At 56.8% G+C, this 24628-nt stretch carries 19 protein-coding genes; 6 read left to right on the forward strand and 13 right to left on the reverse strand.

All coding sequences use genetic code 11. The features are described 5' to 3' along the window. Positions 1-21: 21 nt before the first annotated feature. The 6 genes from IEW17_RS21325 to IEW17_RS02355 form a co-directional block, all read right to left on the reverse strand. On the reverse strand, positions 22-447 hold the full coding sequence (locus IEW17_RS21325) for a PD-(D/E)XK nuclease family transposase (RefSeq protein WP_308420588.1): 426 nt from the start codon (positions 445-447) through the stop codon (positions 22-24). Between the two features lie 447 nt (positions 448-894). After that, the gene (locus tag IEW17_RS02335; protein WP_188560407.1) at positions 895-2670 is read right to left on the reverse strand and encodes an AAA family ATPase; all 1776 of its coding nucleotides are present in this window, start codon (positions 2668-2670) and stop codon (positions 895-897) included. Between the two features lie 48 nt (positions 2671-2718). Further along, positions 2719-6153 carry a methylmalonyl-CoA mutase family protein gene (locus IEW17_RS02340; protein WP_188560408.1) on the reverse strand — a complete coding sequence of 1145 codons (3435 nt, stop codon included), beginning with the start codon at positions 6151-6153 and terminating at the stop codon, positions 2719-2721. A gap of 418 nt (positions 6154-6571) precedes the next feature. Then, positions 6572-7804: a formaldehyde dehydrogenase, glutathione-independent gene (gene fdhA / locus IEW17_RS02345; protein WP_188560409.1), complete on the reverse strand. Its 1233-nt coding sequence runs from the start codon at positions 7802-7804 to the stop codon at positions 6572-6574. 91 nt (positions 7805-7895) lie between these two features. Continuing rightward, a complete protein-coding gene (locus tag IEW17_RS02350; protein WP_188560410.1) occupies positions 7896-8303 on the reverse strand; it encodes a GlcG/HbpS family heme-binding protein in 408 nt (135 codons plus the stop codon). Positions 8304-8507: 204 nt separating this feature from the next. Further along, complete coding sequence (locus tag IEW17_RS02355; RefSeq protein WP_188560411.1) at positions 8508-9362, reverse strand: hypothetical protein; 855 nt, start codon at positions 9360-9362, stop codon at positions 8508-8510. A 142-nt stretch (positions 9363-9504) separates the two neighbouring features. On the opposite strand from IEW17_RS02355, the gene lepA reads away from it, so the two are divergent. The 5 genes from lepA to IEW17_RS02380 all read left to right on the forward strand — a co-directional run bounded on the left by lepA (position 9505) and on the right by IEW17_RS02380 (position 15931). Further along, on the forward strand, positions 9505-11292 hold the full coding sequence (lepA, locus tag IEW17_RS02360) for a translation elongation factor 4 (protein WP_188560412.1): 1788 nt from the start codon (positions 9505-9507) through the stop codon (positions 11290-11292). A gap of 151 nt (positions 11293-11443) precedes the next feature. Continuing rightward, complete coding sequence (locus IEW17_RS02365; protein ID WP_188560413.1) at positions 11444-12355, forward strand: bifunctional 5,10-methylenetetrahydrofolate dehydrogenase/5,10-methenyltetrahydrofolate cyclohydrolase; 912 nt, start codon at positions 11444-11446, stop codon at positions 12353-12355. A gap of 203 nt (positions 12356-12558) precedes the next feature. After that, positions 12559-13140 (forward strand): 7-carboxy-7-deazaguanine synthase QueE, encoded by a 582-nt coding sequence (locus tag IEW17_RS02370; protein WP_229748776.1) that lies wholly within the window; start codon positions 12559-12561, stop codon positions 13138-13140. 8 nt (positions 13141-13148) lie between these two features. Beyond that, on the forward strand, positions 13149-15125 hold the full coding sequence (locus IEW17_RS02375; protein WP_229748763.1) for an OmpA family protein: 1977 nt from the start codon (positions 13149-13151) through the stop codon (positions 15123-15125). Between the two features lie 431 nt (positions 15126-15556). Further along, the gene (locus IEW17_RS02380; protein WP_188560415.1) at positions 15557-15931 is read left to right on the forward strand and encodes a hypothetical protein; all 375 of its coding nucleotides are present in this window, start codon (positions 15557-15559) and stop codon (positions 15929-15931) included. An 81-nt stretch (positions 15932-16012) separates the two neighbouring features. Here the strand turns inward: IEW17_RS02380 and IEW17_RS02385 are convergent, their stop codons facing one another. The 5 genes from IEW17_RS02385 to IEW17_RS02405 all read right to left on the reverse strand — a co-directional run bounded on the left by IEW17_RS02385 (position 16013) and on the right by IEW17_RS02405 (position 22017). Continuing rightward, positions 16013-17302 (reverse strand): citrate synthase, encoded by a 1290-nt coding sequence (locus IEW17_RS02385; protein WP_188560416.1) that lies wholly within the window; start codon positions 17300-17302, stop codon positions 16013-16015. 204 nt (positions 17303-17506) lie between these two features. After that, positions 17507-18928, reverse strand: a complete 1422-nt coding sequence (gene mnmE / locus IEW17_RS02390; RefSeq protein ID WP_188560417.1) for a tRNA uridine-5-carboxymethylaminomethyl(34) synthesis GTPase MnmE — start codon at positions 18926-18928, stop codon at positions 17507-17509. Then, positions 18925-19587: a metal-dependent transcriptional regulator gene (locus IEW17_RS02395; protein WP_188560418.1), complete on the reverse strand. Its 663-nt coding sequence runs from the start codon at positions 19585-19587 to the stop codon at positions 18925-18927. The genes mnmE and IEW17_RS02395 overlap by 4 nt, the downstream gene beginning before the upstream one ends. Before the next feature lie 122 nt (positions 19588-19709). After that, positions 19710-20720 (reverse strand): 3-oxoacyl-ACP synthase III family protein, encoded by a 1011-nt coding sequence (locus IEW17_RS02400; protein ID WP_188560419.1) that lies wholly within the window; start codon positions 20718-20720, stop codon positions 19710-19712. 70 nt (positions 20721-20790) lie between these two features. After that, positions 20791-22017 carry a glycosyltransferase gene (locus tag IEW17_RS02405; RefSeq protein ID WP_188560420.1) on the reverse strand — a complete coding sequence of 409 codons (1227 nt, stop codon included), beginning with the start codon at positions 22015-22017 and terminating at the stop codon, positions 20791-20793. A gap of 84 nt (positions 22018-22101) precedes the next feature. On the opposite strand from IEW17_RS02405, the gene IEW17_RS02410 reads away from it, so the two are divergent. Then, on the forward strand, positions 22102-22926 hold the full coding sequence (locus IEW17_RS02410; RefSeq protein WP_188560421.1) for a 2,3,4,5-tetrahydropyridine-2,6-dicarboxylate N-succinyltransferase: 825 nt from the start codon (positions 22102-22104) through the stop codon (positions 22924-22926). 73 nt (positions 22927-22999) lie between these two features. Here the strand turns inward: IEW17_RS02410 and msrA are convergent, their stop codons facing one another. Together msrA and IEW17_RS02420 are read right to left on the reverse strand one after the other, a co-directional pair. Beyond that, positions 23000-23536 carry a peptide-methionine (S)-S-oxide reductase MsrA gene (gene msrA / locus IEW17_RS02415; protein ID WP_188560422.1) on the reverse strand — a complete coding sequence of 179 codons (537 nt, stop codon included), beginning with the start codon at positions 23534-23536 and terminating at the stop codon, positions 23000-23002. Positions 23537-23686: 150 nt separating this feature from the next. Next, entirely contained in the window at positions 23687-24574 is an 888-nt protein-coding gene (locus IEW17_RS02420) for a 3-hydroxybutyryl-CoA dehydrogenase (protein ID WP_188560423.1), read from the reverse strand. Positions 24575-24628: the final 54 nt, after the last annotated feature.

Genomic DNA, 24628 nt, shown 5'->3' on the forward strand with positions numbered 1-24628 from the left:
TCATCAATGGGTTCGCCCTGCTCATCGCGCAGGTTGGCCAGGGTGTTGGTAGCCGGCCGTGGGCAGGATGTTGCGTTCCAGAAACGCGATGCAATAGATGCGGGGCAGGTTAGCGTAGTCGAACCGGCCGCGCTCCACCACGGTGTTGAACTTGTGCAGCCCGTAGAACTTCATGCGCCGCACAAAGTGCGGGGCATGCCCCAGCTGCATTTCCACGATGAAATGGTTGCCTGCCTCATCAGTGCAGGCCAAATCGAAGATGCCGCTGCGGCTGTCCAGCGTCAGCGCTTCAAAGGCATTCTTCTCCAGCTGCACTTCCCGGATGGGCACCGGCGACTTGATAAGCGCCTGCAACGCCGTGCGCAAAAACAAAGTGTTGCCCTCGTTGCCAAACGTGGCCTTGAAGCCATAGTCAGAAGTCAGCGGAATAAACGGCCCTTGTTCCATCAAGTGAAGGTACTGCGAATGGCTTTTCGTGACCCCCAAGCCCCTGCTGAAGCTCGCCGAGTCGCGCCGTCGCGCCGTCGCGTCCGGTTGGCCCGCGTGGGCGGTGCCCCGTTACGCACAACACCACGTCCTCCCGAGGCTGGGAAGGTAGGGGTAACGCGCGCTTGCCGCGTTGCGGCCCTGTTGCTGGCGCGAGTTTAGCGCAGCGTAACTCGTGACTTATCATTCGGGCGAGGCTGTGCCTCGTAGTGGAACGTTTTGCTCGATTGCCCTAGCTGTCCAGCCTTCATCAGATGTGGTCACGAGTTACGCTGCGCTAAACTCACTCCAGTTTAAATCTAAGCGGCGCTCACGCCTGCTTGCCGCGTTGCGGGAGTGGAGGTACAACCTCCACTTCAAGGTTAGTCACGAGTTACGGCTGCGCCTACAACTCGCGCCAGCTTGGAATTAGTCCAAGTCCTGAATCTGTTGAAATAAAACAAGCACATCATTAGGAATGAATTCAGGAATATCATCAATTATTTTGTAAATAATCTCCTTCTTAAGGCCTTCTTCCTTATTGAATTTGTTTAGCTGTGGAAATTTTGTCTTAATTATAGCTTCTAGAGCATGGCCTTGATTTTCCAAGTACCATTCGGGTACTAATATCTCAGAATCATTGACATAAACGACGCGTTTTGTGCTCGATTTTGTAGTGTCAAATTTATCAGAAACCCTACTCATAATAAAGTCTGACATAAACTGAAGTTGAGAATTAGACAGATTTCTGAATTCAGAATAGGTTTCGTTATTTGTAAAACCTAAGTCCTCTCTTTCAATAAGCCTTTCGCTCAGGAGGAGTGCGCAAAGTAGTATGGGGTCAAATATATAATTTTCTAAACTATATCTTTCTGAATGCCCCAATACTAAAACGTGTTCATTAGAATTGTTGGTTTTGTCCCAATCAATAATTCCAAAAATAAATTTGTTGCCAAAAGCTGTTAGTCTTTTGACTATATCAATTACTTGGTCGCAGTTGCCAACTCCAGCTACTCCTGAAGATATAAAATTAAGAGATATATCTTTAATTAATTTGCTTTTGAGCTTGTCGTATATTTTTTCGTAAAATATGACATCATACTTGCTTTCTACAAAAACTTGTCTCCGATTTTCGTAATTAACACTGAAAGATGGAACACCTGAGGTAAGTATTTTTAGAGCTTGGTCTTTTGTGGATTTCTCTAAACGTTGTCCAGTTTTATTGACAATGTAAAGGGACTCTTCAGGTGCCAAAGCTACTGTTGATGGAGAATGAGTAGTGATAATTACCTTGACTCCTTTGTCTTTAACAAATACGTTTTGGATTACATCTAAAAACTGTTTGGACATTGAAGGATGCAATGAAGCATCAGGTTCGTCCATAAGCATGAGTTTCGGAAACTGAACCTCGAACCTTGAATTGTATAAAGCTAAAGCTAATGACATAAGGACTTTTTCACCAGATGATAAATCGCTAAACTTTACTTCAACGCTTGTTAAGTTGTTAACAAGTTTTAGTTCAAAGGGAGCATCTCTGTCTGACCCTTCTGGTGAATTAATAAAGTAGTCTAAATTAGCCTCTTTTAAAATCTTGTTAACAAAATTCCATGGAGCCTCTCCATATTCCTTGATAAATTCTTCATCTGATGAATAGGTTAGGTCAGTTTTGTTATATTCTTTATTTAGGAAATATCTGTATCGATTATCATCAAGTTTGTTCTGATATCTTTTGAAAAGAGTTGAAAAATTTTGATAAAAAATGTCTCCTGTGACCGTGTTCACAGGGTAGTGGATATATAAGTCCTCCTGTGTTAACTCGGTAACAGTCTTACGTGTCTTTGAAGCAATGTTATTTATAAGTTTAATTTGATTTTGGTCATGAATAAATTGTTCTAATTGATAACCTGCGTTTTGTTTGTGGTTTTCTTGAAAGCTGTTATATTGATTCCAAATACCATCTATTTCTTGAAGCAGTGACTGTCTGGTAACTACGCTGCTATCATTAGGAGCTAACGTTTGATGTGTAACGTACTTTTTGGGGTTTAACTCTAAGTTATTATCGGTTACAGTGGCCTTATTATCCATAATTGCGGATAAAATTTGAGTTTTTCCTGCCCCATTAACTCCTGTTAGAATAGTTAGGTCTGGTAGAGAAATTGTAAAGGGTTCTAAGGACTTGAATTTTGAGTTGAGGCTAAACTGCATGCTATTTTAAGCTGGTAGATTAGAATGGAGGATTAAGAAAGGGCAATGTTACATATTCCGCCGGTACTGTCCGCCGACCTCGAACAGCGCGTTCGTAATCTGCCCGAGCGAGCAGTACTTCACCGTTTCCATCAGCTCGGCAAATAGATTCCCGTTGGCCACGGCGATTTGCTGGAGCTGCTTGAGGCGCGCCGGGGCCTGGTCGGCGTTGCGCTCGTGCAGCAGGATGAGCATGTCGATTTGGTACTGCTTTTCCTCCTCCGTGGCGCGGATGACTTCGGCCGGTACCACCGTGGGTGAGCCCTTGGACGAGAGGAAGGTATTTACTCCTATTATGGGGTATTCGCCGGTGTGCTTCAGCATCTCGTAGTGCATGCTTTCCTCCTGGATTTTGCCGCGCTGGTACATGGTTTCCATGGCTCCGAGCACGCCGCCGCGCTCCGTGATGCGGTCGAATTCGAGCAGCACCGCTTCTTCCACCAGGTCGGTGAGCTCCTCGATGATGAAAGAGCCTTGCAGCGGGTTCTCGTTTTTGGCCAGGCCCAGCTCGCGGTTGATGATGAGTTGAATGGCCATGGCGCGGCGCACCGATTCTTCGGTGGGCGTGGTGATGGCCTCATCGTATGCGTTGGTGTGCAGGGAGTTGCAGTTGTCGTAGATGGCGTACAGCGCCTGCAGCGTGGTGCGGATGTCGTTGAAGTCGATTTCCTGGGCGTGCAGGCTGCGGCCCGAGGTTTGGATGTGGTACTTCAGCATCTGGCTGCGGGCGTCGGCGCCGTACTTCAGCTTCATGGCCTTGGCCCAGATGCGGCGCGCCACCCGCCCAATCACGGCGTACTCCGGGTCGATGCCGTTGGAGAAGAAGAAGCTCAGGTTGGGCGCGAAGTCGTTCACGCTCATGCCGCGGCTCACGTAATATTCTACGAACGTGAAGCCGTTGGAGAGCGTGAGGGCGAGCTGGGTGATGGGATTGGCCCCGGCTTCGGCAATGTGGTAGCCCGAAATCGACACGGAGTAGAAATTCCGCACCTTCTCGGTGATAAAGTACTCCTGCACGTCGCCCATCAGGCGCAGGGCGAATTCGGTGCTGAAAATGCAGGTATTCTGGGCCTGGTCTTCCTTGAGAATGTCGGCCTGCACGGTGCCGCGCACCTGCGTGAGGGTGCGGGCTTTGATGGTAGCGTATACGTCGGCGGGCAGCACCTGGTCGCCGGTCACGCCGAGCAGGCTTAGGCCGAGGCCGTCGTTGCCGGCGGGCAGCTCGCCCTGGTAGCGGGGGCGGGGCTGGTTTTTACCGGCGTAGATGGCATCGATTTTAGCATCGACCTCCGCTTCTAGCTCGTGCTCTTTGATGTAGAATTCGCACTGCTGGTCGATGGCGGCGTTCATGAAAAACGCGGCCAACGTAGCGGCCGGGCCGTTGATGGTCATCGAAACCGAGGTGCTGGGGTTGGCCAGGTTGAAGCCGGAGTAGAGCTTCTTGGCGTCGTCGAGGCAGGCGATGCTCACGCCGGCGTTGCCGATTTTGCCATAAATATCGGGCCGTACGTCGGGGTCCTCGCCGTAGAGCGTCACCGAGTCGAAGGCCGTGCTCAGGCGCTTGGCGGGCAGGCCCATGCTCACGTAGTGGAAGCGGCGGTTGGTGCGCTCGGGGCCGCCTTCGCCGGCAAACATGCGGGTGGGGTCTTCGCCCTCGCGCTTAAACGGAAACACGCCGGCCGTGTAGGGAAATTCGCCGGGGAAGTTCTCCTGCATGGCCCAGCGCAGGCGGTCGCCCCAGCCGGTGTAGCGCGGCACCGACACTTTCGGGATGCTGTTGCCCGAGAGTGACTTGGTGTGTGTCTGCACCCGAATTTCTTTGCCGCGCACCGAGTATACGTACTCCGGGTTGCGGTAATTCTGGAGGGTGGCGTCCCAGTTTTCCAGAATGGTCTGGCTATCGGCATCGAGGCGGCGCAGGTGGGTTTGCACGCCCTTGGCAAACTCTTCAGCCTGGCCTTCGGCGCCGTTTTTGGCCTCGGCGTAGTGCTGCTGAATAGTGGAAAAGGCGCTGGCCAGCTCCGCGATTTTGGCCTGCTCGCGCACCCGTTGGTCGTAGGCGCGGTTGGTTTCGGCAATTTCGGAGAGGTAGCGCGTGCGGTGCGGCGGGATGATGTAAATCTTCTCCGAATCTTCCACCGTCGTTTCGAGACTGGAAGCGAAGGTGGCGCCGGTTTTGGTTTCCAGCATCTTCAGCACGGCCCGGTAGAGGCGGTTCATGCCGGGGTCGTTGAACTGGGAGGCGATGGTGCCGAACACCGGCATCGTGTCCGTGGGCGAGTCCCATAGGCCGTGGTTGCGCTGGTACTGCTTGCGCACGTCGCGCAGGGCGTCGAGGGCGCCGCGCTTGTCGAATTTATTGAGGGCGATGACGTCGGCGAAATCGAGCATGTCGATTTTTTCCAGCTGCGTGGCCGCGCCGTACTCGGGCGTCATCACGTAGAGGCTGGCGTCGGAGTGCTCGATGATTTCGGTGTCGGACTGGCCGATGCCGGAGGTTTCGAGGATAATCAGGTCGTAGTTGGCGGCCTTCACCACGTCCACGGCGTCCTGCACGTAGCGGCTCAGGGCGAGGTTGCTTTGGCGGGTGGCCAGGCTGCGCATGTACACCCGCGGCGAGTTGATGGAGTTCATCCGAATCCGGTCGCCGAGCAGCGCGCCGCCGGTCTTGCGCTTGCTGGGGTCTACGGAGATAATGGCAATGGTCTTCTCCGGGAAGTCCATCAAAAAGCGCCGCACCAGCTCATCCACCAAGCTGGATTTGCCCGCACCGCCCGTGCCCGTAATGCCGAGAATAGGAGCGGAGTGCGTTTCTAGGTTCCCTTCGCCGTTAGCTTCTTCTTTCAGCGTCGACTCCGTGCTCTGAAACTCCGCTACCAACTGGCCTTTCACCCGCTCAAACTCCTCGGGGAAGTTTTCCGCCGCCGAAATCAAGCGGCCGATGCTGCGCGCGTCTTTCTCCTTCACGTGGCCCGCCTCGCCGTTCAGGTTCTGGCCGGTGGGGAAGTCGGCCTGTTCCAGCAAATTATTAATCATGCCCTGCAAACCCATCGCCCGGCCATCGTCCGGCGAGTAGATGCGGGTAATGCCGTAGCCCTGCAAGTCGGCAATCTCGGTGGGCAGAATCACGCCGCCGCCGCCGCCGAAGATTTTGATGTGGCCCGCGCCGCGCTCCTTCAGCAGGTCAAACATGTACTTGAAGTACTCGTTGTGCCCGCCCTGGTAGCTGGTGATGGCAATGGCCTGGGCATCCTCCTGAATGGCGCAATCCACGATTTCCTGCACCGAGCGGTTGTGGCCGAGGTGAATTACCTCCGCGCCGCTGCTCTGAATGATGCGGCGCATGATGTTGATGGCCGCGTCGTGGCCGTCGAACAAGGCGGCGGCGGTGACGATGCGGACGTGGTTTTTGGGCTTGTAGGGCGCGGTGGGAGCGGGGTGCATAAGAAAGTCGTTTTTTGGTAGGCGAAGGTACGGAAAACGCCCCGTCGCGGCTATCGGGGCGTTTTGGCTGTTGGTGCGGCTCTGGCCCCAAAAGTGCCGGAGAAGCGTTATTTGGGGCTTAACGTCGTCACGTACAGGCTCAGGTTGAGGGGCTGTACTTTCCATTGGTCTTCGGATTTATCGCGAAAAACCATGCGGTGCGTCGCTGACATTGCCGCTGGCACCATGAGGCAGTACCAGGACCGTTGGCCATCGGGTACGCCGCCCAGCCATTCCAGTATGGCTATTCCTATTGAGGTGCGGCCCCGCTGGGACTAAATCTCGGTACTCCGCACTCTGAATTAATTCTAGCCCGCCCAAACGAAAACAGCCGGACCACCTTGCGGCAGTCCGGCTGTTAAAATAAGAAATAAGCCGACTAAGCGACGGCTTCTTCTTTCGCGTGAGCCTGCGGTTTGGCGGCGGGAATCATGTTGTGGGGGTTAATCACAAACTTCTTCGCCACGCCTTTGTCAAACTCAGCGTAGCCCCTGGGAGCGTCGTCGAGGCTGATAACTTCCACGTTCACTGCCTTGGCAATCTGTACTTTATCGTACAAAATGGCCTGCATCAGCTGACGGTTGTAGCTCATCACCGGCGTTTGGCCGGTGTGGAAAGAATGGCTCTTGGCCCAGCCCAAACCGAAGCGGATGGACAGGTTGCCCGACTGCGCGGCTTTGTCTTCCGCGCCCGGGTCGGCCGTAACGTACAGGCCGGGGATGCCGATGGAACCACCCGCGCGGGCAATTTCCATGAGCGAGTTGAGCACGGCGGCCGGAACCTCCGTTTTAACCTGCGTGCCGTGGCCGCTGGCCTCGAAGCCCACGCAGTCGATGGCGCAATCGACTTCCGGAACACCCAGAATCTGGGCAATCTGGTCGGCGAGGCTGGCGTTCTCGTTCAGGTCCACGGTTTCGCAACCGAAGGAGCGAGCGTGCGCCAAACGCGCCTTGTTCATGTCCCCGACGATAACCACCGCCGCGCCCAGCAGCTGCGCCGAAGCGGCAGCGGCCAAGCCCACGGGGCCAGCTCCGGCCACGTAAACCGTGGTGCCGGGACCCACGCCCGCTTTCACGGCGCCGTGGAAACCAGTGGGGAAAATGTCGCTGAGCATGGTCAGGTCGCGGATTTTCTCCAGCGCCTGGTCCTTGTTCGGGAACTTAAGCAGGTTGAAATCGGCATAGGGCACCATGACGTACTCCGCCTGGCCACCAATCCAACCGCCCATGTCCACGTAGCCGTAAGCACCACCGGCCCGGCCTTCGTTCACACTCAGGCAAATGCCGGTTTGTTGCTCTTTGCAGGTGCGGCACCGGCCGCAGGCCACGTTGAAGGGCACCGAAACAAGGTCGCCAATCTTCAAAAATTCTACGTCGTCGCCAACCTCAATCACCTCACCGGTGATTTCGTGGCCCAGCACCAAACCCGCCGGGGCCGTGGTCCGGCCGCGCACCATGTGCTGGTCCGAACCACAGATGTTGGTAGAAACCACCTTGATGATAACACCGTGGGTGATTTTCTTGCCCTTCGGATTTTTCAGCTCGGGGAAATCAATGCTCTGGACTTCGACTTTGCCGGGTCCGAGATATACTACGCCTCTATTGCTAGCCATTAGACTGGTACGTTAAGGAAATTAAAATAAAAACAGCACCGTGCTCGGCTTAGCGAAGCACGGCGCGCCAATAGCACCGAAAAGGGTGCTGCTACTTGCCTTCTACAGCACTCACTCCGGCTTCGGCTACGATGTGGTCGTCTTCCACGCCGTGGCCCGATACGCCGATGGCGCCGATGACCTTGCCGCTGCCGTCCTTGATGGGGATGCCGCCGGGGAAGGTGATGAGGCCGCCGTTGGAATGCTCAATGTTGTAGAGCGAACCGCCGGGCTGCGAGAGGCTGCCGATAACGCCGGTAGGCATGTCGAAGAAGCGGGCCGTCTTGGCCTTCTTAATGGAGATGTCGAGCGAGCCAAGCCAGGCATCGTCCATGCGGACGAAGGCCACAAGGTTGGCCCCGGCATCCACCACGGCAATGTTCATTTTAACGCCCATCTCAAGCGCTTTTTCGTGTGCCGCCTGTATTGCAGTTTGGGCGAGTTCGAGGGTAATACCCATAGGAATTTGGAGTGTGTTGGTGATATTCCAGCCGTAACTTCAATTCTTAAGGCTTTGTTGGGCTCATTAGGTAGTTTGCGACGATAATGGACCAATATTGCGAGGATAGTGCGCAAACCCCACCACTGGTCAAAAGAATGCCCTACTGGCTCAGTCAAGGTATTTTTAAGTTAATCACACCGAAAATCAGTGGCTTGAAGGGGATTACCCAAACGCAACCGGTGGGCTCAGGGCCAGCCGCCAGGTTAGGGCGATAATTATGGCGAGCCCAACCAGGCTCCAGGCCACCTGCGTAGCCTGCGGCTTGCGCACCGTGTCCGAAAACACTTCATTCAGGCAGCCCAAGGCCAGCGGGGTCACCAGCAAACCCATCATGGCCAGGTGCAGAAATTCCTGAACCGTAATGTAGTTAATCTTGGTCAGGGCAATGAAAGCGCCACCCACCAGCCACGGCACAATAAGGGTACATACCACCATAAGCTGCCGGTTGGCGTAGCGCATCACCGTTTTAGAGTCGTGCGCTTGCAGGAAAGCCACGGCTCCAAAATAGCCCAATGCTAGCTGGGCCAGCCCGGCCAATATGGCCAGCGTCACGTTCATAACGTTGCCAAGCCGGAACAGCCAATCGGGCACGTACCAGAAGCCCGACTGAATAAACGTGTCGGCCAGCAATGCCCCAAACACGGCGTTACAAGCATGGAAAGCGACCCATAGCAGCAGCAGCTTAAAATTGCCCCGCTTGGCCCGCTCGCTCCGCCAAAACCAGCGAAAGGCCACCACGCCCAGCCCCAGGCATACCACCGGCCCAATGCCGTGCACGGCCACTACGGCGGTACGCCACCATTCGCCATCGCTCAGGGTGTACACTATTCGGCTCGGGTCCCAATTACCGCGCAAGTGATAGAAGCGCGAAACATAAAACCTGGCTGCCTGGTGCAGGGCCCATACCAGGTAGTAGGCCAGCACGTAGAGCGCGGTGCCATTGAGGGCCGAAACCAGAAATTTACTGCGGGTATTATTGAGTGTGTTTTGGGAGAGCGTAGTGGTTTCCGGTTGCATTGGCGTATTCAATAATAGGGAATCAGCAAAACTAAGCAGTTAGGGGTAATTGCCGGACAGAGCGTTTGCCAGGTCCGAACCGGGACGTTCTGGCTTTTGCGCTTCGGCGTTCGTACCTTCGCGGACTGAAAAACCGCCCCCTGTGAAGCATATTCGTAATTTTTGTATCATTGCCCACATCGACCACGGGAAAAGCACCCTGGCCGACCGCCTGTTGGAGTTCACCAGCACCGTGGCCAAGCGCGACATGCAGGCCCAGTTGCTCGACAACATGGATCTGGAGCGCGAGCGCGGCATCACTATTAAGAGCCACGCCATTCAGATGCAGTACCCCTACAAGGGGGAAATCTACACGCTGAACCTGATTGATACGCCCGGCCACGTCGACTTTAGCTACGAAGTAAGCCGCAGCATTGCCGCCTGCGAAGGCGCACTGCTGATTGTAGATGCTTCGCAAGGTATTGAAGCACAGACTATTTCTAACCTGTACCTTGCCATCGGGGCCGATTTGGAAATCATCCCGGTGCTCAATAAAATTGACCTGCCGCACGCCATGCCGGAGGAGGTGACCGACGAAATCGTGGACCTTATCGGTTGCGCGCCCGGCGACATTCTTCACGCCTCGGGCAAAACCGGCATCGGCATCGAAGCCATTCTCAACGCCATCTGCGACCGGATTCCGGCCCCGAAAGGCGACCCTGAAGCGCCCTTGCAGGCCTTGATTTTCGACTCGGTCTTCAATTCCTACCGGGGTATCGAAGTCCTGTTCCGTATCAAGAACGGCACCATGCGCAAAGGCGACAAGGTGAAGTTCATGGCCACGGGCAAGGAGTACGGCGCCGACGAAATCGGTATCCTGGGCCTCAATCAGGAGCCGCGCACCGAAATGAGCGCTGGCAACGTGGGCTACCTCATTTCGGGCATCAAAGAAGCCCGCGAGGTGAAAGTAGGCGATACCATCACGCACGTAAATCGCCCCACGTCCGAAGCCATCAAGGGCTTCGCCGATGTGAAACCGATGGTTTTCGCCGGCATCTATCCCGTCGAAACCACCGAGTACGAAGAGCTGCGCTCCAGCATGGAAAAGCTGCAGCTCAACGACGCCTCCCTGGTGTGGGAGCCCGAAACATCGGTGGCGCTGGGCTTCGGCTTCCGCTGCGGTTTCCTGGGCATGCTGCACATGGAAATTGTGCAGGAGCGCCTGGAGCGGGAGTTCAACATGACGGTTATCACCACGGTGCCCAGCGTGCAGTTCCACGCCATCGGCACCAAAGACCAGCTGCTGACCATCAACGCGCCGTCCGAAATGCCGGAGCCCAACCTGATTAAGCTCATTGAAGAGCCGTTCATCAAGGCTCAGATTATTACGGCGGCGGAGTACGTGGGCCCTATCATTACGCTGTGCATGGACAAGCGCGGCATCATCAAGGGCCAGTCCTACCTCACTTCTGAGCGGGTAGAGATGACGTTTGAGCTGCCGCTGTCGGAAATAGTGTTCGACTTCTTCGACAAGCTTAAAACCATCAGCCGCGGCTACGCTTCGCTCGACTACGAGCTGATTGGCTTCCGCGAAGCCGACATGGTTAAGCTGGATGTGATGCTGAACGGCGAGAAGGTGGACGCCTTGTCGGCCATCGTGCACCGCTCCAAGAGCTACGACTGGGGCCGCCGCCTCTGCGAGAAGCTGCGCGAGTTGCTGCCCCGCCAGATGTTTGACATTGCCATTCAGGCCAGCATCGGCCAGAAAATCATTGCCCGGGAAACCATCAAGGCCCTGCGCAAAAACGTAATTGCCAAGTGCTACGGCGGCGATATTTCCCGCAAGCGCAAGCTGCTGGAAAAACAGAAAGAGGGCAAAAAACGGATGCGCACCGTGGGCTCCGTCGAAATCCCGCAAGAAGCCTTTCTGGCAGTTCTCAAAATAGACTGATTTGTAAAAAGCGGCTTTCGGGTCGCTTTTTTATTGCTTGTCACGCTGCTGAAGGAAGCATCTTATCACGGCCGCCTCGTCAGTTTTCTACACATTGCGGCGCAGGGCGTGAGAAGGTCCTTTGCTCCACTCAGGATGACCAACCGCTTTTATGACTCCCGTTCAAACCAATAACCTCATCGACGGCAAGCAGACCGCCGAGGACATCAAAGTCGAAATCGCTGCTGCGGTAGCCAAGCTAAAGGCCGCGGGCCACAAGGTGCCGCACCTGGCTGCCGTATTGGTAGGCCACGACGGCGGCTCTGAGGCGTATGTACGCAACAAGGTGCTGGCCTGCGAGCGGGTCGGGTTTCAGTCTACCCTGCTGCGCTACGAGGACGACATTACGGAAGCTGCCTTGCTGGCTAAAGTCGATGAGCTAAACCGCGACCCGGAGATTGACGGCTTCATCGTGCAGCTGCCGCTGCCGGCTCACATCAACCCGGAAAAAGTCATTGAGGCCATCCGGCCGGAGAAGGATGTCGACGGTTTTCACCCCATGAACATCGGCCGAATGGTGGCTGGCCTGCCCGCCTTACTGCCCGCCACGCCATCCGGAATTGTGGAATTATTGAGCCGCCAGGGCATTAAAACCAGCGGCAAGCACTGCGTTGTGATTGGTCGTTCGAATATCGTGGGAACGCCGGTTAGTATATTGCTGGCCAAGAACTTAGATAATGCGAACTGCACCGTTACTTTATGCCACTCACGCACTGAAAACCTGGCTGAGATATGCCGCACGGCCGATATTATTGTGGCCGCCATTGGCCGCCCTGAATTCGTGACCGCCGACATGGTGCGGCCCGGCGCGGTAGTGATTGACGTGGGTACTACCCGCGTAGCAGATGCCACCAAAAAGAGCGGCTACACTCTGAAGGGTGACGTAAAATTTGCCGAGGTGGCCCCGCTGGCTTCGGCCATCACGCCGGTACCGGGCGGGGTTGGGCCCATGACCATCGCCATGCTGCTGTTGAATACCCTGCGCGCGGCTACCGGCGAGATTTATCCGCGCGCCACAAGCTGATTCTTGGAATATTTGGTTAACCTACTACCACCGCGTACTTTTAAAGTCCGACGCTTGGAACGGTGTGCCTACGCGTAGCCGTTGTCGTTACGGGGTTTTTTATGACCCATTTTAGTTTGATATCCGTGAGTTTACTTTCTTTAGAAATTATTGCACCTTTTGGTGGTGTTCTATCGGCCGAAGCGGGCACGCTGCTGCCCGTGATGGAGCAGTTCTATACAATTCAGGGCGAGGGATACAACGTCGGCCGAGCCGCTTATTTTATTCGGTTGGGGGGCTGTGACGTGGGCTGCGTGTGGTGCGATGTGAAAGAATCCTGGGATGCCGATGCCCACCCGCGCCAGTCTGTGGCGCAGCTGGTGGAGGCGGTGTTGGCTTATCCCGGCCGCGATGTAGTCATCACCGGCGGGGAGCCGCTGATGCACAACTTAGGCCCGCTTACGGCGGCACTAAAGGCGGCCGGATGCCGCACCTGGCTCGAAACCTCGGGGGCCCACCCATTGTCGGGCACCTGGGATTGGGTGTGTTTGTCACCCAAGAAATTCAAAGCGCCCCTGCCCGACGTGCTGGCCGCGGCCCATGAGCTCAAAGTAGTCGTATTTAATGGTCACGATTTTGCATGGGCCGAAGAGCATGCCGCGCTGGTGCCTGCTACCACGCGTCTATACCTGCAGCCCGAGTGGAGCCGGGCGGCCCGCATGACTCCGGAACTGGTGGAGTACGTGAAGCAGCATCCGCGCTGGCAGGTGTCGTTGCAAACCCATAAATACCTAGACATTCCGTAGCCTTCTCTATGCGTCGCATTTCAGTGTTGGGGGCATTGCGCCTCGGAATGATGTGTCTGCTGGGGCTGGCCTCCGCCGAAACAGCTTGGGGCCAGCTGCCTCCCAAGGTACAGATGCCCACCAACACCAAAGCGCGCAGCCTGCTCGAAAAGGCGCAGCAACAGACCAAGGAGCGGGATTTTATCAAGGCAGTCGAAACCCTGAACCAGCTCAATCAGAAGTTTCCTTCGTTTGGAGAAGCTTTCTTGCTGAAAGGTTCTTTGCTGAAGGCCATGGGTGACAACCGCAGTGCCCTGGCAGCCTACCGCGAAGGCCTGCCCAAAGTAACGGCCGATGCCACCCATGCGTCGGAATACCAGCTGCTGGGCGACTTGGCTTTGAGCTACGGCGACTACCAAACGGCCCTCGACTCTTACAAGCAGTTGATGAAAGTCGCGCCCAAGACGCAAAAGAACCTATCCAAGTCGCAGCGGCAGCTGCTGACTTGTGAATTTGCGCTGGAGGCCATCAAGCATCCCGTGGGCGAGGCCCCGGTGGCGCTGCCCTCGCCAATGAACAGCTTCAAGTTTCAGTATTTTCCGGCCCTGACGGCGGATAACCGCTTCCTGCTATTTACGGGCCGCCCAGCTGCTAGCAGCGGCGAAGACCTGTACATCAGCCGCCAGAACAAAGACGGCTCGTTGGGTGAGCCCGTGCCCATTTCCCCCACCATCAACTCGAGCTACAACGAAGGGGCGGGCTCGATTTCGGGCGATGGCAAAACCCTGGTTTTTGCTTCCTGCGACCGGCCCAAAGCCATTGGCAACTGCGACTTATACATATCGCGGCGCACCGGCAATAACTGGAGCGTACCGGTTAACCTGGGCCTCAACGTGAACTCTACGGAATGGGATTCCCAGCCCTCCTTGTCGGCCGATGGCCGCACGCTGTACTTCACTTCGACGCGGCGCGGCGGCCAGGGCCAGGAAGATATTTACATGACCACCCTGAAACCTGACGGCACCTGGAGCCCGGCCCAGAACCTGGGTACGCCCGTGAATACGGTGGGTAAGGACATGGCTCCTTTCATCCACGCCAGCGGCACCACGCTTTATTATGTGACCGACGGTTTGGTGGGCATGGGCGGACTCGACGTATTTCGCTGCGAGAAATCGGGCACCAGCAACTGGAGTACGCCCCGTAATCTGGGATACCCGCTCAATACCTTCGAAAATGAAGCTTCTCTATTCATCACTTCTGATAACCAGCGGGGCTTCTGCTCGCGAAGCCGGGCCAGCGAGGAACCACCCGGCGGCTACCGCTTAGCCCGGGAGCGCCCCGTCGAGCTTTTCGGTTTTGCCGTGCCGCCGCCGGTGCGGGCCCGCGAAACCAGCACCTACACGCAGGGCCGGGTATTCGATGCGAATACGAAAAAGCCCCTTAAGGCCGAAGTAAAGCTCTACGACCTTGACACGGACGTGTTGACCCAATTCGTTACCTCCGACCCCGAATACGGCGACTACACCGTGGTGCTCAACGCCGGCCACCACTACGCCATGTACGCGGCGGCCGATAAATACCTGCTCAAAAGCCTTAGTTTCGACTATTCCGACCAGCACACCTTCAATCTACAGGCCCTTGATATTTACCTGGAGCCGGTGCGGTCCGGCCGCAGCGTGGTGCTGAACAACCTCTTCTTCGATACCAATAAGTATGACCTGAAGCCCCAGTCCCGCACGGAGCTGAACCGGCTGATTGAGTTTCTGCGGCAGTACCGGGATGTGCAGATTGAAGTATCGGGCTATACTGATAACGTGGGCTCACCCGAAGCCAACACTCAATTGTCGCAACGCCGGGCCCAGTCGGTGGTCGAGTACTTATCGGGGCACGGTATATCCATGACTCGTTTGCGCTCCAAAGGATATGGCGAGGGCCACCCACTGGCCGCCAATGATACGGAGCCTCACCGTCGGCTCAACCGCCGCATTGAGCTGCATATCTTATAGAAAGTCACTCCGCAACCCGGGCCAACGTGGGCTTTTATTGGGTAACGCCTCGGGCTTTTGGAGTTGATTCCGGCCATAATTGCTGTTGGTTGGTTTGAGCAGGGACCGGAAAAGCAGTTGGAAGAAATCGCTGAAACAGCATATTCACTTAAAGTAACACTTTAGATACGTGAAAATATAATTGCATTTGTTCGGTAAAAAAGTATGGCTCGCTTGATGGCGAGCTATTTTTTTGCTTCATCACTCAGTTTTTTAGGAGGAGCTAAAAACTTTCAAATGAGATAGTTAATAATATGCAGAGGCATCAATGAATTAAAAAAGTGCCATAAAAAATATTTTTCGTGCAAAAGAAATAATTGATTACGTTTGGTCTGGTCAATAGCACATAACCTGACCTCACGACTCATCTTTTCACCATCATCCATAAACCCATGAAAAATTTCTTCCTGGCTACTTGCTTTGCCGCAGGTGTTAGCATTGCCCCGGTTGCCATGGCTGGCCCTGGCGACGGTTCTTACTCGAAAGCAATGATGACCCGCGCCACCACACTCACCCGGGCCCTGGCGCAACACATTCCTTTCAATGAGGCCCAGTACCTCGCCGTGAAGCAGCTGCACCTCGACATGCTCACGGAGCGGCGCGACCTGGAGATTCTGCTCAACGGGGCCAGTGCCGCAGAGCGGGACTCCCGCCTGGCCATGGCCCAGATGCGCTACGAAAACGGGCTGGCCGATTTGCTCCGGCCCCAGCAATTATTGGCTTACCAGGCCCTCCGTACCAACTTTACCGCGCACCGCTTGAAATAGGGGAGGCCCTCCTTACCAGCCGGACACGAAAAAGCCCGCTCCATAGAGCGGGCTTTTTGTTTTTAGAGGCAACGTAACTGCCTAACGGGCGCTGATTTCCTTGTAGTCGCGCTCCAACTCGCCGGTGTAAATCTGGCGAGGGCGGCCGATGGGCTCTTTGTTCTCACGCATCTCTTTCCACTGGGCAATCCAGCCGGGCAGGCGGCCCAGGGCAAACATCACGGTGAACATCTCGGTGGGGATGCCCAGGGCTTTGTAGATGATGCCGGAGTAGAAGTCGACGTTCGGGTAGAGCTTGCGCTCGATAAAGTACTGGTCGGTGAGGGCGGCTTGCTCCAACTCCTGCGCGATTTTCAGCAGCGGGCTGTCCTGCAGGCCCAGGGCTTGCAGGACTTCGTCGGCAGCCTTCTTGATGATGGTTGCGCGGGGGTCGAAGTTCTTGTATACGCGGTGGCCGAAGCCCATGAGGCGGAACGAGTCGTCCTTGTCTTTGGCCTTGGTAATCCACCGGCTGGTATTGCCGCCGTCGGCTTCAATGGCCTCCAGCATTTCGACCACTTCCTGGTTGGCACCGCCGTGCAGCGGACCCCACAGGGCGTTGATGCCGGCCGAAACCGAGCCGTAGAGGCTGGCGTTGGCTGAGCCCACGAGGCGCACGGTGCTGGTGGAGCAGTTCTGCTCGTGGTCGGCGTGCAGGATGAGCAGCTTGTTGAGGGCACTCACCACGATGGGGTTGATTTCATACTTCTCGGTGGGGAAGCTGAACATCATGTACAGGAAATTGGCGCAGTAGTCGAGGTCGTTGCGCGGGTAGATGAGCGGATGGCCCACCGAGTTTTTGTAGCTCCAGGCGGCGATGGTCGAAATCTTGGCCATGAGGCGCACGATATTCAAGTCCAGCTCTTCCTTGCTGATTTCGGGCGCAATGCTCTTGGGGTAGAACGCAGTCAGCGAGCAAATCAGCGACGACAAGATGCCCATGGGGTGGGCCGACGACGGAAAGCCGTCAAGAATCTTGCGGATATCCTCGTGCACGAGGGTATGCTGCGTGATTTGGTATTGGAAGCTCTTGAATTCTTTTTCTGTCGGCAGCGCGCCGTAAATCAGCAGGTAAGCAACTTCCAGAAAGCTCGATTTTTCAGCCAACTGCTCAATGGGGTAGCCCCGGTAGCGCAGAATGCCTTCCTCGCCGTCGAGAAAGGTGATGGCGCTTTTGGTAGCACCGGTATTTTTATATCCTGAATCGAGGGTAACGTAGCCAGTTTGGTCGCGCAGCTTACCGATGTCAAAAGCTTTTTCGTGTTCGGTGCCTTCGATAACGGGCAAGATGATGGACTTGCCGTCGAGGATGAGTTCAGCAGATTCTGCCATGGGCGGGAGGGATGTAAGAGAAATAGAGTACGAAACTAAGCCATACGTCGTAAGCCGGGAAATATTTCGGCACTTTCAGGCACATTCAGTACTGGAAAAGAGGGCCAGAAGGTGCCAAAACCGGCCTTGGAATCGTCCATTGAACGTTTGGCAACGTTTGCGAAGATTTTGATAGCTGTCGCTTGATTAAACAGCCAAACCAGCCTACTTGCCGATGCAGAACTGGGTGAATATGCTGGTGAGAAGGTCTTCGGAAGAAATTTCTCCGGTAATCTCCCCCAGGGCCGCCAAGGCGTGGCGCAGGTCGGCGGCCAGCAATTCTGTGCCCCGGCTGGTGTCGAGGCCCGTCTGCACGGCTGCAAGGTGGCTGGCGGCGATTTCCAGGGCACGGGCGTGGCGCACGTTGGTCACGATGGTGGCCGAGGCATTGTTTTCCAGGGCAGTGCCGCGCACTTGGTCTACCAAGGCTTGTTGTAGTGCTTCTAATCCGTGATTCTGGCCGGCAGCCAGGAGCACCAAAGGCATTTCGGAGAGTTGATTGGCCTGACTCGAACGAAACCCGCTGACGAAGGCCGCAATATCTTCGGCCGACGCGAGGTCAGTTTTATTGCCAACGGCCATTACGGGCAAGTCAAGCCCATTAGTCAGCTCCTGAATTTCGGCCCGAACTTCTTCCGGAGTTAGCTCGGTTAGGTCGAACAGATAAAGCAAAAGGGCCGCCTGGCGCACGCGCTGCCTAGTGCGGGCTACGCCAATGGCTTCTATTTCGTCGGCGGGGTTGTCGCGCAGGCCTGCGGTGTCCACAAAACGAAACCGCAGGCCATCGATGCTTACTTCGTCCTCAATGAAGTCGCGGGTAGTGCCGGGGATGGCCGAAACAATGGCGCGTTCCTCGCGCAGCAGCGCATTGAGCAGTGTGGACTTGCCCGCGTTGGGCCGGCCGGCGATGACGGCCGTGATGCCGTTTTTAATGACGTTGCCGAGCTCAAAGGAACGAAGCAGGCCCGCCACCACGGCCCGCACTTCGGCCAGCAGGTGCGCCAGACCGGTGCGGTCGGCAAACTCCACGTCTTCTTCACCAAAATCCAGCTCCAGCTCCAGCAGCGCCGCGAACTTGATGAGGCGAGCGCGCAACTCGCGCAACTCCTGGGAAAAGCCACCGCGCAGCTGGTTGAGGGCCACGCGGTGGCTTAGGGCGGAGTCGGCCGCGATGAGGTCGGCCACGGCTTCGGCCTGGGCCAAATCCATCGCGCCATTGAGGAAAGCACGCTTGGTGAATTCGCCGGCTTCGGCCAGGCGCGCTCCTTCGCGCAGCAGTGCGGCCAGCACCTGGCGCACCACATAGTCGGAACCGTGGCAGCTGATTTCGACTACGTCTTCGCGGGTAAAGGAGCGGGGCCCGCGGTAGAGGGCGGCTACCACTTCGTCGAGAATTTCTCCGTTGCCGGGGTGGCGCAGGGTGCCGTAGTGCAGGGTATGGCCGGTAGCTTGGGCGAAGCTTTTCTTCGAGAAAAGGGCGGCGGTGATAGCCACCGCGGCCGGACCCGAGAGCCGGAGAACGGCCAGCGCGCCCGCCCCCGGAGGCGTGGAGAGGGCGACGATGGTGTCGGAGAAAAGGGGGCTCATTCGGTTACAAATAAATTGCGACTCACTTCGGCTGAAACAAGTACAGACCGCTCGCAGTTTATTCGGATTTCCAATGAGTTATCAAAGGGTACCTTATCCAGTACTTCAATAGCTGAGCCGAGTTGCAGGCCTACTTTGTCGAGGTATTGCAGGAAGGGAGCGGAGGTGTTTTTTACGGCCGCCAGGGTGCCGGCTTCGCTCACGCTCAGGTCAGCCAGCAGGCGGGTGGCGGGGCGGCGCACGGCTCCATCCTCGGCCGGAATGGGGTCGCCGTGCGGGTCGAAGGCCGGGTAGCCCAGGAAGGCATCGAGCCGGCGCATGAGCAGCGGTGACTGCACGTGCTCCAGTTCCTCGGCTACTTCGTGCACCTCATCCCAATTGAACCCGAGCTGCTGTACCAGGAATACTTCCCACAGTCGGTGCTTGCGGATGGTGAGCAGAGCCAGCCGCTGGCCCTCGGCGGTGAGCTGCACGCCCCGGTACTTTTCGTAGTTCAGCAGCTCCTTGTCGGCGAGGCGGCGGAGCATGTCCGTAACCGAGGCAGCCCGAGTGGCCAGCGCGGCCGCAATGCGGTTGGTGCTCACGCCCGCCGTTTGCGGCTCGGCTTCGGCCAGCTTGTAAATGGCTTTTAGGTAATTTTCCTCGGTTTGGCTGGGCATTGATTTCAATTAAAAATTAAAAATTGAGAATTAAAAAACAGGTCAGGTGAAGCAGGCCTGGAGCTTGTTCGGTCGACCTCTTTAACTTTTAATTCTCAATTTTTAATTGACCAGTTACTTGCCTAAAACTTCAGCAGGGCCGAAGCCCAGGTGAAACCGGAACCAAAGGCGGCCAGGCACACCAGGTCGCCGCGCTTGATTTTGCCTTCCTGCACCGCTTCGCTTAGGGCAAGAGGCACCGACGCCGCCGTGGTGTTGCCGTAGCGCTGGATATTGCTGAACACCTTGTCGTCGCTCAGGCCCATTTTCTGCTGCACGTACTGCGTGATGCGCAGGTTGGCCTGATGTGGAATGAGCATGTCGATGTCGGTGGACTGGTAGCCGTTTTGGTCCAGGGCTTCTTTGATGACCTGCGGAAAGCGCACCACGGCGTGCTTAAACACGTTTTGGCCGTTCATGTATGGGTACAGTTCCGATTTATTGTCCATGATGTACTCGATGCGGTTTTCGCGGTTTGAGCTGGGCTCGCGCACGATGAGCTCTTCGGCGTACTCGCCCTGTGCGTGCAGGTGGGTGCTGAGGATGCCCTGGCCTTCCTGGGTGCTGGGCCGGAGCAGCACGGCTCCCGCGCCATCGCCAAAAATGACGGCCACGCCCCGGCCTTCGGGCGACTTGTCGAGGCCGGAAGAATGGATTTCGGAGCCCACCACCAGCACCGTGTCGTACATGCCGGTGCGGATGAACTGGTCGGCCACCGAGAGGGCGTAGATAAAGCCGGAGCACTGGTTGCGCACATCCAGGGCGGGGCAGTTGTTGGTCATGCCCAGCTCGCGCTGCAGCAACACGCCCGAGCCCGGAAAAAAATAGTCGGGCGAAAGCGTGGCGAAAACAATCAGCTGCACGTCATTGGCCGCTACGCCCGCCATTTCCAGGGCCATGCGTGAGGCATTGGCCCCCATATTGGCGGTGGTGTCTTTGCCCTCTTCAAACCACCGCCGCTCCTGAATGCCGGTGCGCTCCTGAATCCAGGCGTCGGAGGTGTTCATCATCGGCTCCAATTCGGCGTTTTTAACCACCCGGCTCGGGACGTAGTGGCCGACACCGGCGATGTAAGAATGACGTAAAGTTGCCATGAATAGCGAAATTGAGTTGAAATTTTAGGAGGGGTAAGCCGGGCGCAGAGCAGGTCGGCGCCCAATGAAATTAAGGTTGCGCAGTCGGCGCAAATTGGGGCGCAAAGGTGGCAGCTTTAATGAGAGAATCCAGCAAAAGCCACAACTTTTTGCCTTCCGTTTCCCATAATACGTCGGTGGGTACACCGTGGGGGTAAAAAATGGTGTGCTGTAGCTGCGCTGCCAGGGCGGTGCCCGCCTCCGGATTAGCAAAATCGAGGGCGAGGCCCGCGCCGTGCCGGGTTAGCAGCTCCTGCCATAATGAATTGGGCGTGGCCACTACCGGCAGCCCGTGCGCCAGGTATTCAAACAGCTTGGTGGGCCGGCAGCGCTCCGTGCTGGGGTGGGGCCGGTAGGGCAGCAGCCCCAGGTGACTGCGGCTAATTTCCGCCACAATGCGGGCATGCGGCACGGGCTGCCCGCCACCAATGAGCGTGAGCCAGACCGGATGCCGAGCTACCACGGCGTGCAACTGGGCGAGTAAGTCCGGCTGTTGGCAAAAACCGATAATGGTGAGGTGAGCACCACCGGGCCAAGCAGCATGAAGGCTTCGGGCCAGGTCAATGGCTTCCCACACGCCATTCAGCTCGGAAATAGTCCCCGAATAAAGGAGCCGCAAGGGCTGGGCTGGTGGCGGGGTTGGGTGGGGTGCCGTGTCTAATACTTCGTCTTGGGTGGGCTGGTACTTGTTTTCGAGCACCAGCACGCGGCTGGTTGGCTGCTCGTGCAGAAACGGGAGTTCGCTCGCGTAGCTGGCTTCGGCCAATAGCAGGCCACTGGCCCTACGAGCGGCCAGGCGCTCTACCCAGCGCAGCCCCGCGGCCAGCCAGCGGCGCATAATGCCCTGGTACACTTGCTGCGTGGTAACATTCAGGGCGTAGTTTTCGCGGATGTCGTACAGAAACCACCGCTGCGGGCTTAGTTGGTGCCACAGCAGCGTGAGCGGCAGCAGCTCAGGGGCATGCACCACGACCAAATCTGGCCGCAGGCGCTGCAGCAGCTGCCAGTAGCGCCACTGCGCGGCCAGCCGTTCCAGGCTCAGCCGGGAGCCGGAGAAAAGGGCGTGCTGCTCAATGCGAGGCCCCGGAACGGTGGTGACTGAAGCTGGGGTACCGGCCGCCCGGCCAGCCACGTGCACCTGCACGCCAGGTCGGCTGCTGAGCGTGTGGGCAAACTTGCCCCGCATGCGCGTATCATCAACCGGCTTAAGAACGGAGGCCAGCAGCACGATTAAATTGGGGGAGTTGGGACCAAGCACGGGCCAAAGATGCTAGTTTTGCTGTTTCCAACGAGTCGCGCGGTTTTCCGCTGGCTTTTTAGCTGATTATTATTCCGTTTCAAAATGTCTGATTTGCAAACCCAAATAGAGCAGGCCTGGGCCGACCGCACCCTGCTCCAAACCCCCGAAACCAAAGCGGCTATCGAGCACGTGATTGAGGAACTGGACAAAGGCCGCCTGCGCGTAGCCACCCCGCCCACCGAAGACGGTGGGGAGTGGACCATCAACGAGTGGGTAAAAAAGGCGGTGATTCTCTACTTCCCCATCCGCCAGATGAGCACCCAGGAAATCGGCCCGTTTGAGTTCCACGATAAAATGCAGCTCAAAACCGACTACGCCGGCCAGCAAGTGCGCGTGGTGCCGCCCGCCGTGGCCCGCTACGGCGCGTTTCTGGCCCCCGGCGTCATCCTGATGCCGAGCTACACCAACATTGGGGCCTACGTGGGCGAAGGCACCATGGTGGATACCTGGGCCACGGTGGGCTCCTGCGCCCAAGTGGGCAAAGGTGTGCACCTGAGCGGTGGCGTGGGCCTGGGCGGCGTGCTGGAGCCCGTGCAGGCGGCTCCGGTTATCATCGAGGACGGCGCGTTTATCGGTTCGCGCTGCATCCTGGTCGAAGGCTGCCGCATTGGCAAGGAGGCCGTGATTGGTGCGGGCGTCACCATCACCGGCAGCACCAAAATCATCGACGTGACCGGCCCCGAACCCAAGGAGTACCGGGGCTACGTGCCGCCACGCTCGGTGGTCATTCCCGGTTCTATTCCCAAGCAATTCCCGGCCGGCGAATACCAAGTGCCCTGCGCTCTGATTATTGGCCAGCGCAAACCCAGCACCGATTTGAAAACGAGCCTGAACGACGCCCTGCGGGATTTCGGGGTATCGGTTTAATTCGAATTGATTCAGTAAAAAGAAGGCCGCCCTCCATATTGGAGAGCGGCCTTCTTGCTTAACCAACTGCTGCCTAAACGCCCGCTTTCAGCTTATCGCCGAACAGCGCTTTCACTTTGTCCACTTTGGGCCGGGCCACAAACTGGCAGTAGGGCTCGTGGCCGTGCAGGTTGAAATAGTTCTGGTGATAGTTCTCAGCGGCAAAAAACTCTGGCGCGGCCGTGATTTCCGTCACCACGGGGTCGGGGAAGGCGTGGCCGTCGTTGAGTTTCTTTTTATAGTCTTCGGCGAGCTGCTTTTGCTCGTCGTTGTGGTAATAAATGACGGAGCGGTACTGCGTGCCGGCATCCGCACCCTGGCGGTTGAGGGTGGTAGAGTCGTGGGTTTTCCAGAAGATTTCCAGCAACTCCTTATAGGTGATTATGGCCGGGTCGAACGTGATGTCAATGACTTCGGCGTGGCCCGTGAGGCCGCTGCAAACTTCCTTGTAGGTAGGGTTTTTGTTGCGGCCGCCGGCATAGCCGGACACCACTTTCTCAACACCTTTTAAATTTTGAAATACGGCTTCGACGCACCAAAAGCAGCCGGCTCCGAACGTTGCTTGTTCCATGGGTAAGGGAATATTGAATGAGATGGAATTACAACGCGGTAGACGCAGTAGAGGTTTATTCCTTACGGATATGAGGACAGAAGCATAAAGCAAGAACGTCATGCCGAGCGTAGCCGAGGCATGACGTTCTTGCTTTATGCTGGAAGGAACCTACTTCCGGAACCGCTCGGCCACCACCAAGTCCTTCGAGCCGGCCGTGTACTGATAGAAGCCCTCGCCCGACTTCGCGCCCAGGCGGCCGGCCATCACCATGTTCACCAGCAGGGGGCACGGCGCGTATTTGGGGTTGCCCAGGCCGTCGTGCAGCACGCGCAAAATGGCAAGGCACACATCCAGACCAATAAAATCGGCCAGTTGCAGCGGACCCATGGGATGGGCCATGCCCAGCTTCATCACCGTATCAATTTCCTCGACGCCGGCCACGCCTTCAAACAGCGAAATGATGGCCTCGTTAATCATGGGCATCAGAATGCGGTTGGCCACGAAGCCAGGGTAGTCGTTCACCTCGGTGGGGGTTTTGCCCAGCTGGCGCGACAGGTCCATCACCTTCACCGTTACGGCATCGGAGGTAGCGTAGCCCCGAATTACCTCCACCAGCTTCATCACCGGCACGGGGTTCATGAAGTGCATGCCGATAACCTGCTGCGGGCGCTTGGTGACGGCCGCAATCTTGGTAATGGAAATCGACGACGTATTGGAGGCCAGGATAGCATCGGCGGGGGCATACTGGTCCAGGTCGCGGAAGATTTGCAACTTCAGGTCCACGTTTTCGGTGGCGGCTTCTACCACCAGGGCCACACCGGCCACGCCCGCTTCTATGGAGGTATGTGTTGTGAGGCGGCCCAGGGTAGCGGCTTTGTCCTCCTCGCTCAGCGTGGCTTTGGCTACCTGGCGGTCCAGGTTTTTGGTGATGGTGGCCAGGGCGCGGTCCAGGGCTGGCTGGTTAATATCGATGAGGGCGACGGAAAAACCGTGCTGCGCAAAAACGTGGGCAATGCCATTGCCCATGGTGCCGGAGCCAATAACGGCGACGTTCATAACTAGCGGAAAAAGAGTGGGTGGGAGTGAAAAACGCAGCATCGCTGCTTGCTG

The organism is Hymenobacter frigidus, assembly GCF_014640435.1.
GTDB classification, from domain to species: domain Bacteria; phylum Bacteroidota; class Bacteroidia; order Cytophagales; family Hymenobacteraceae; genus Hymenobacter; species Hymenobacter frigidus.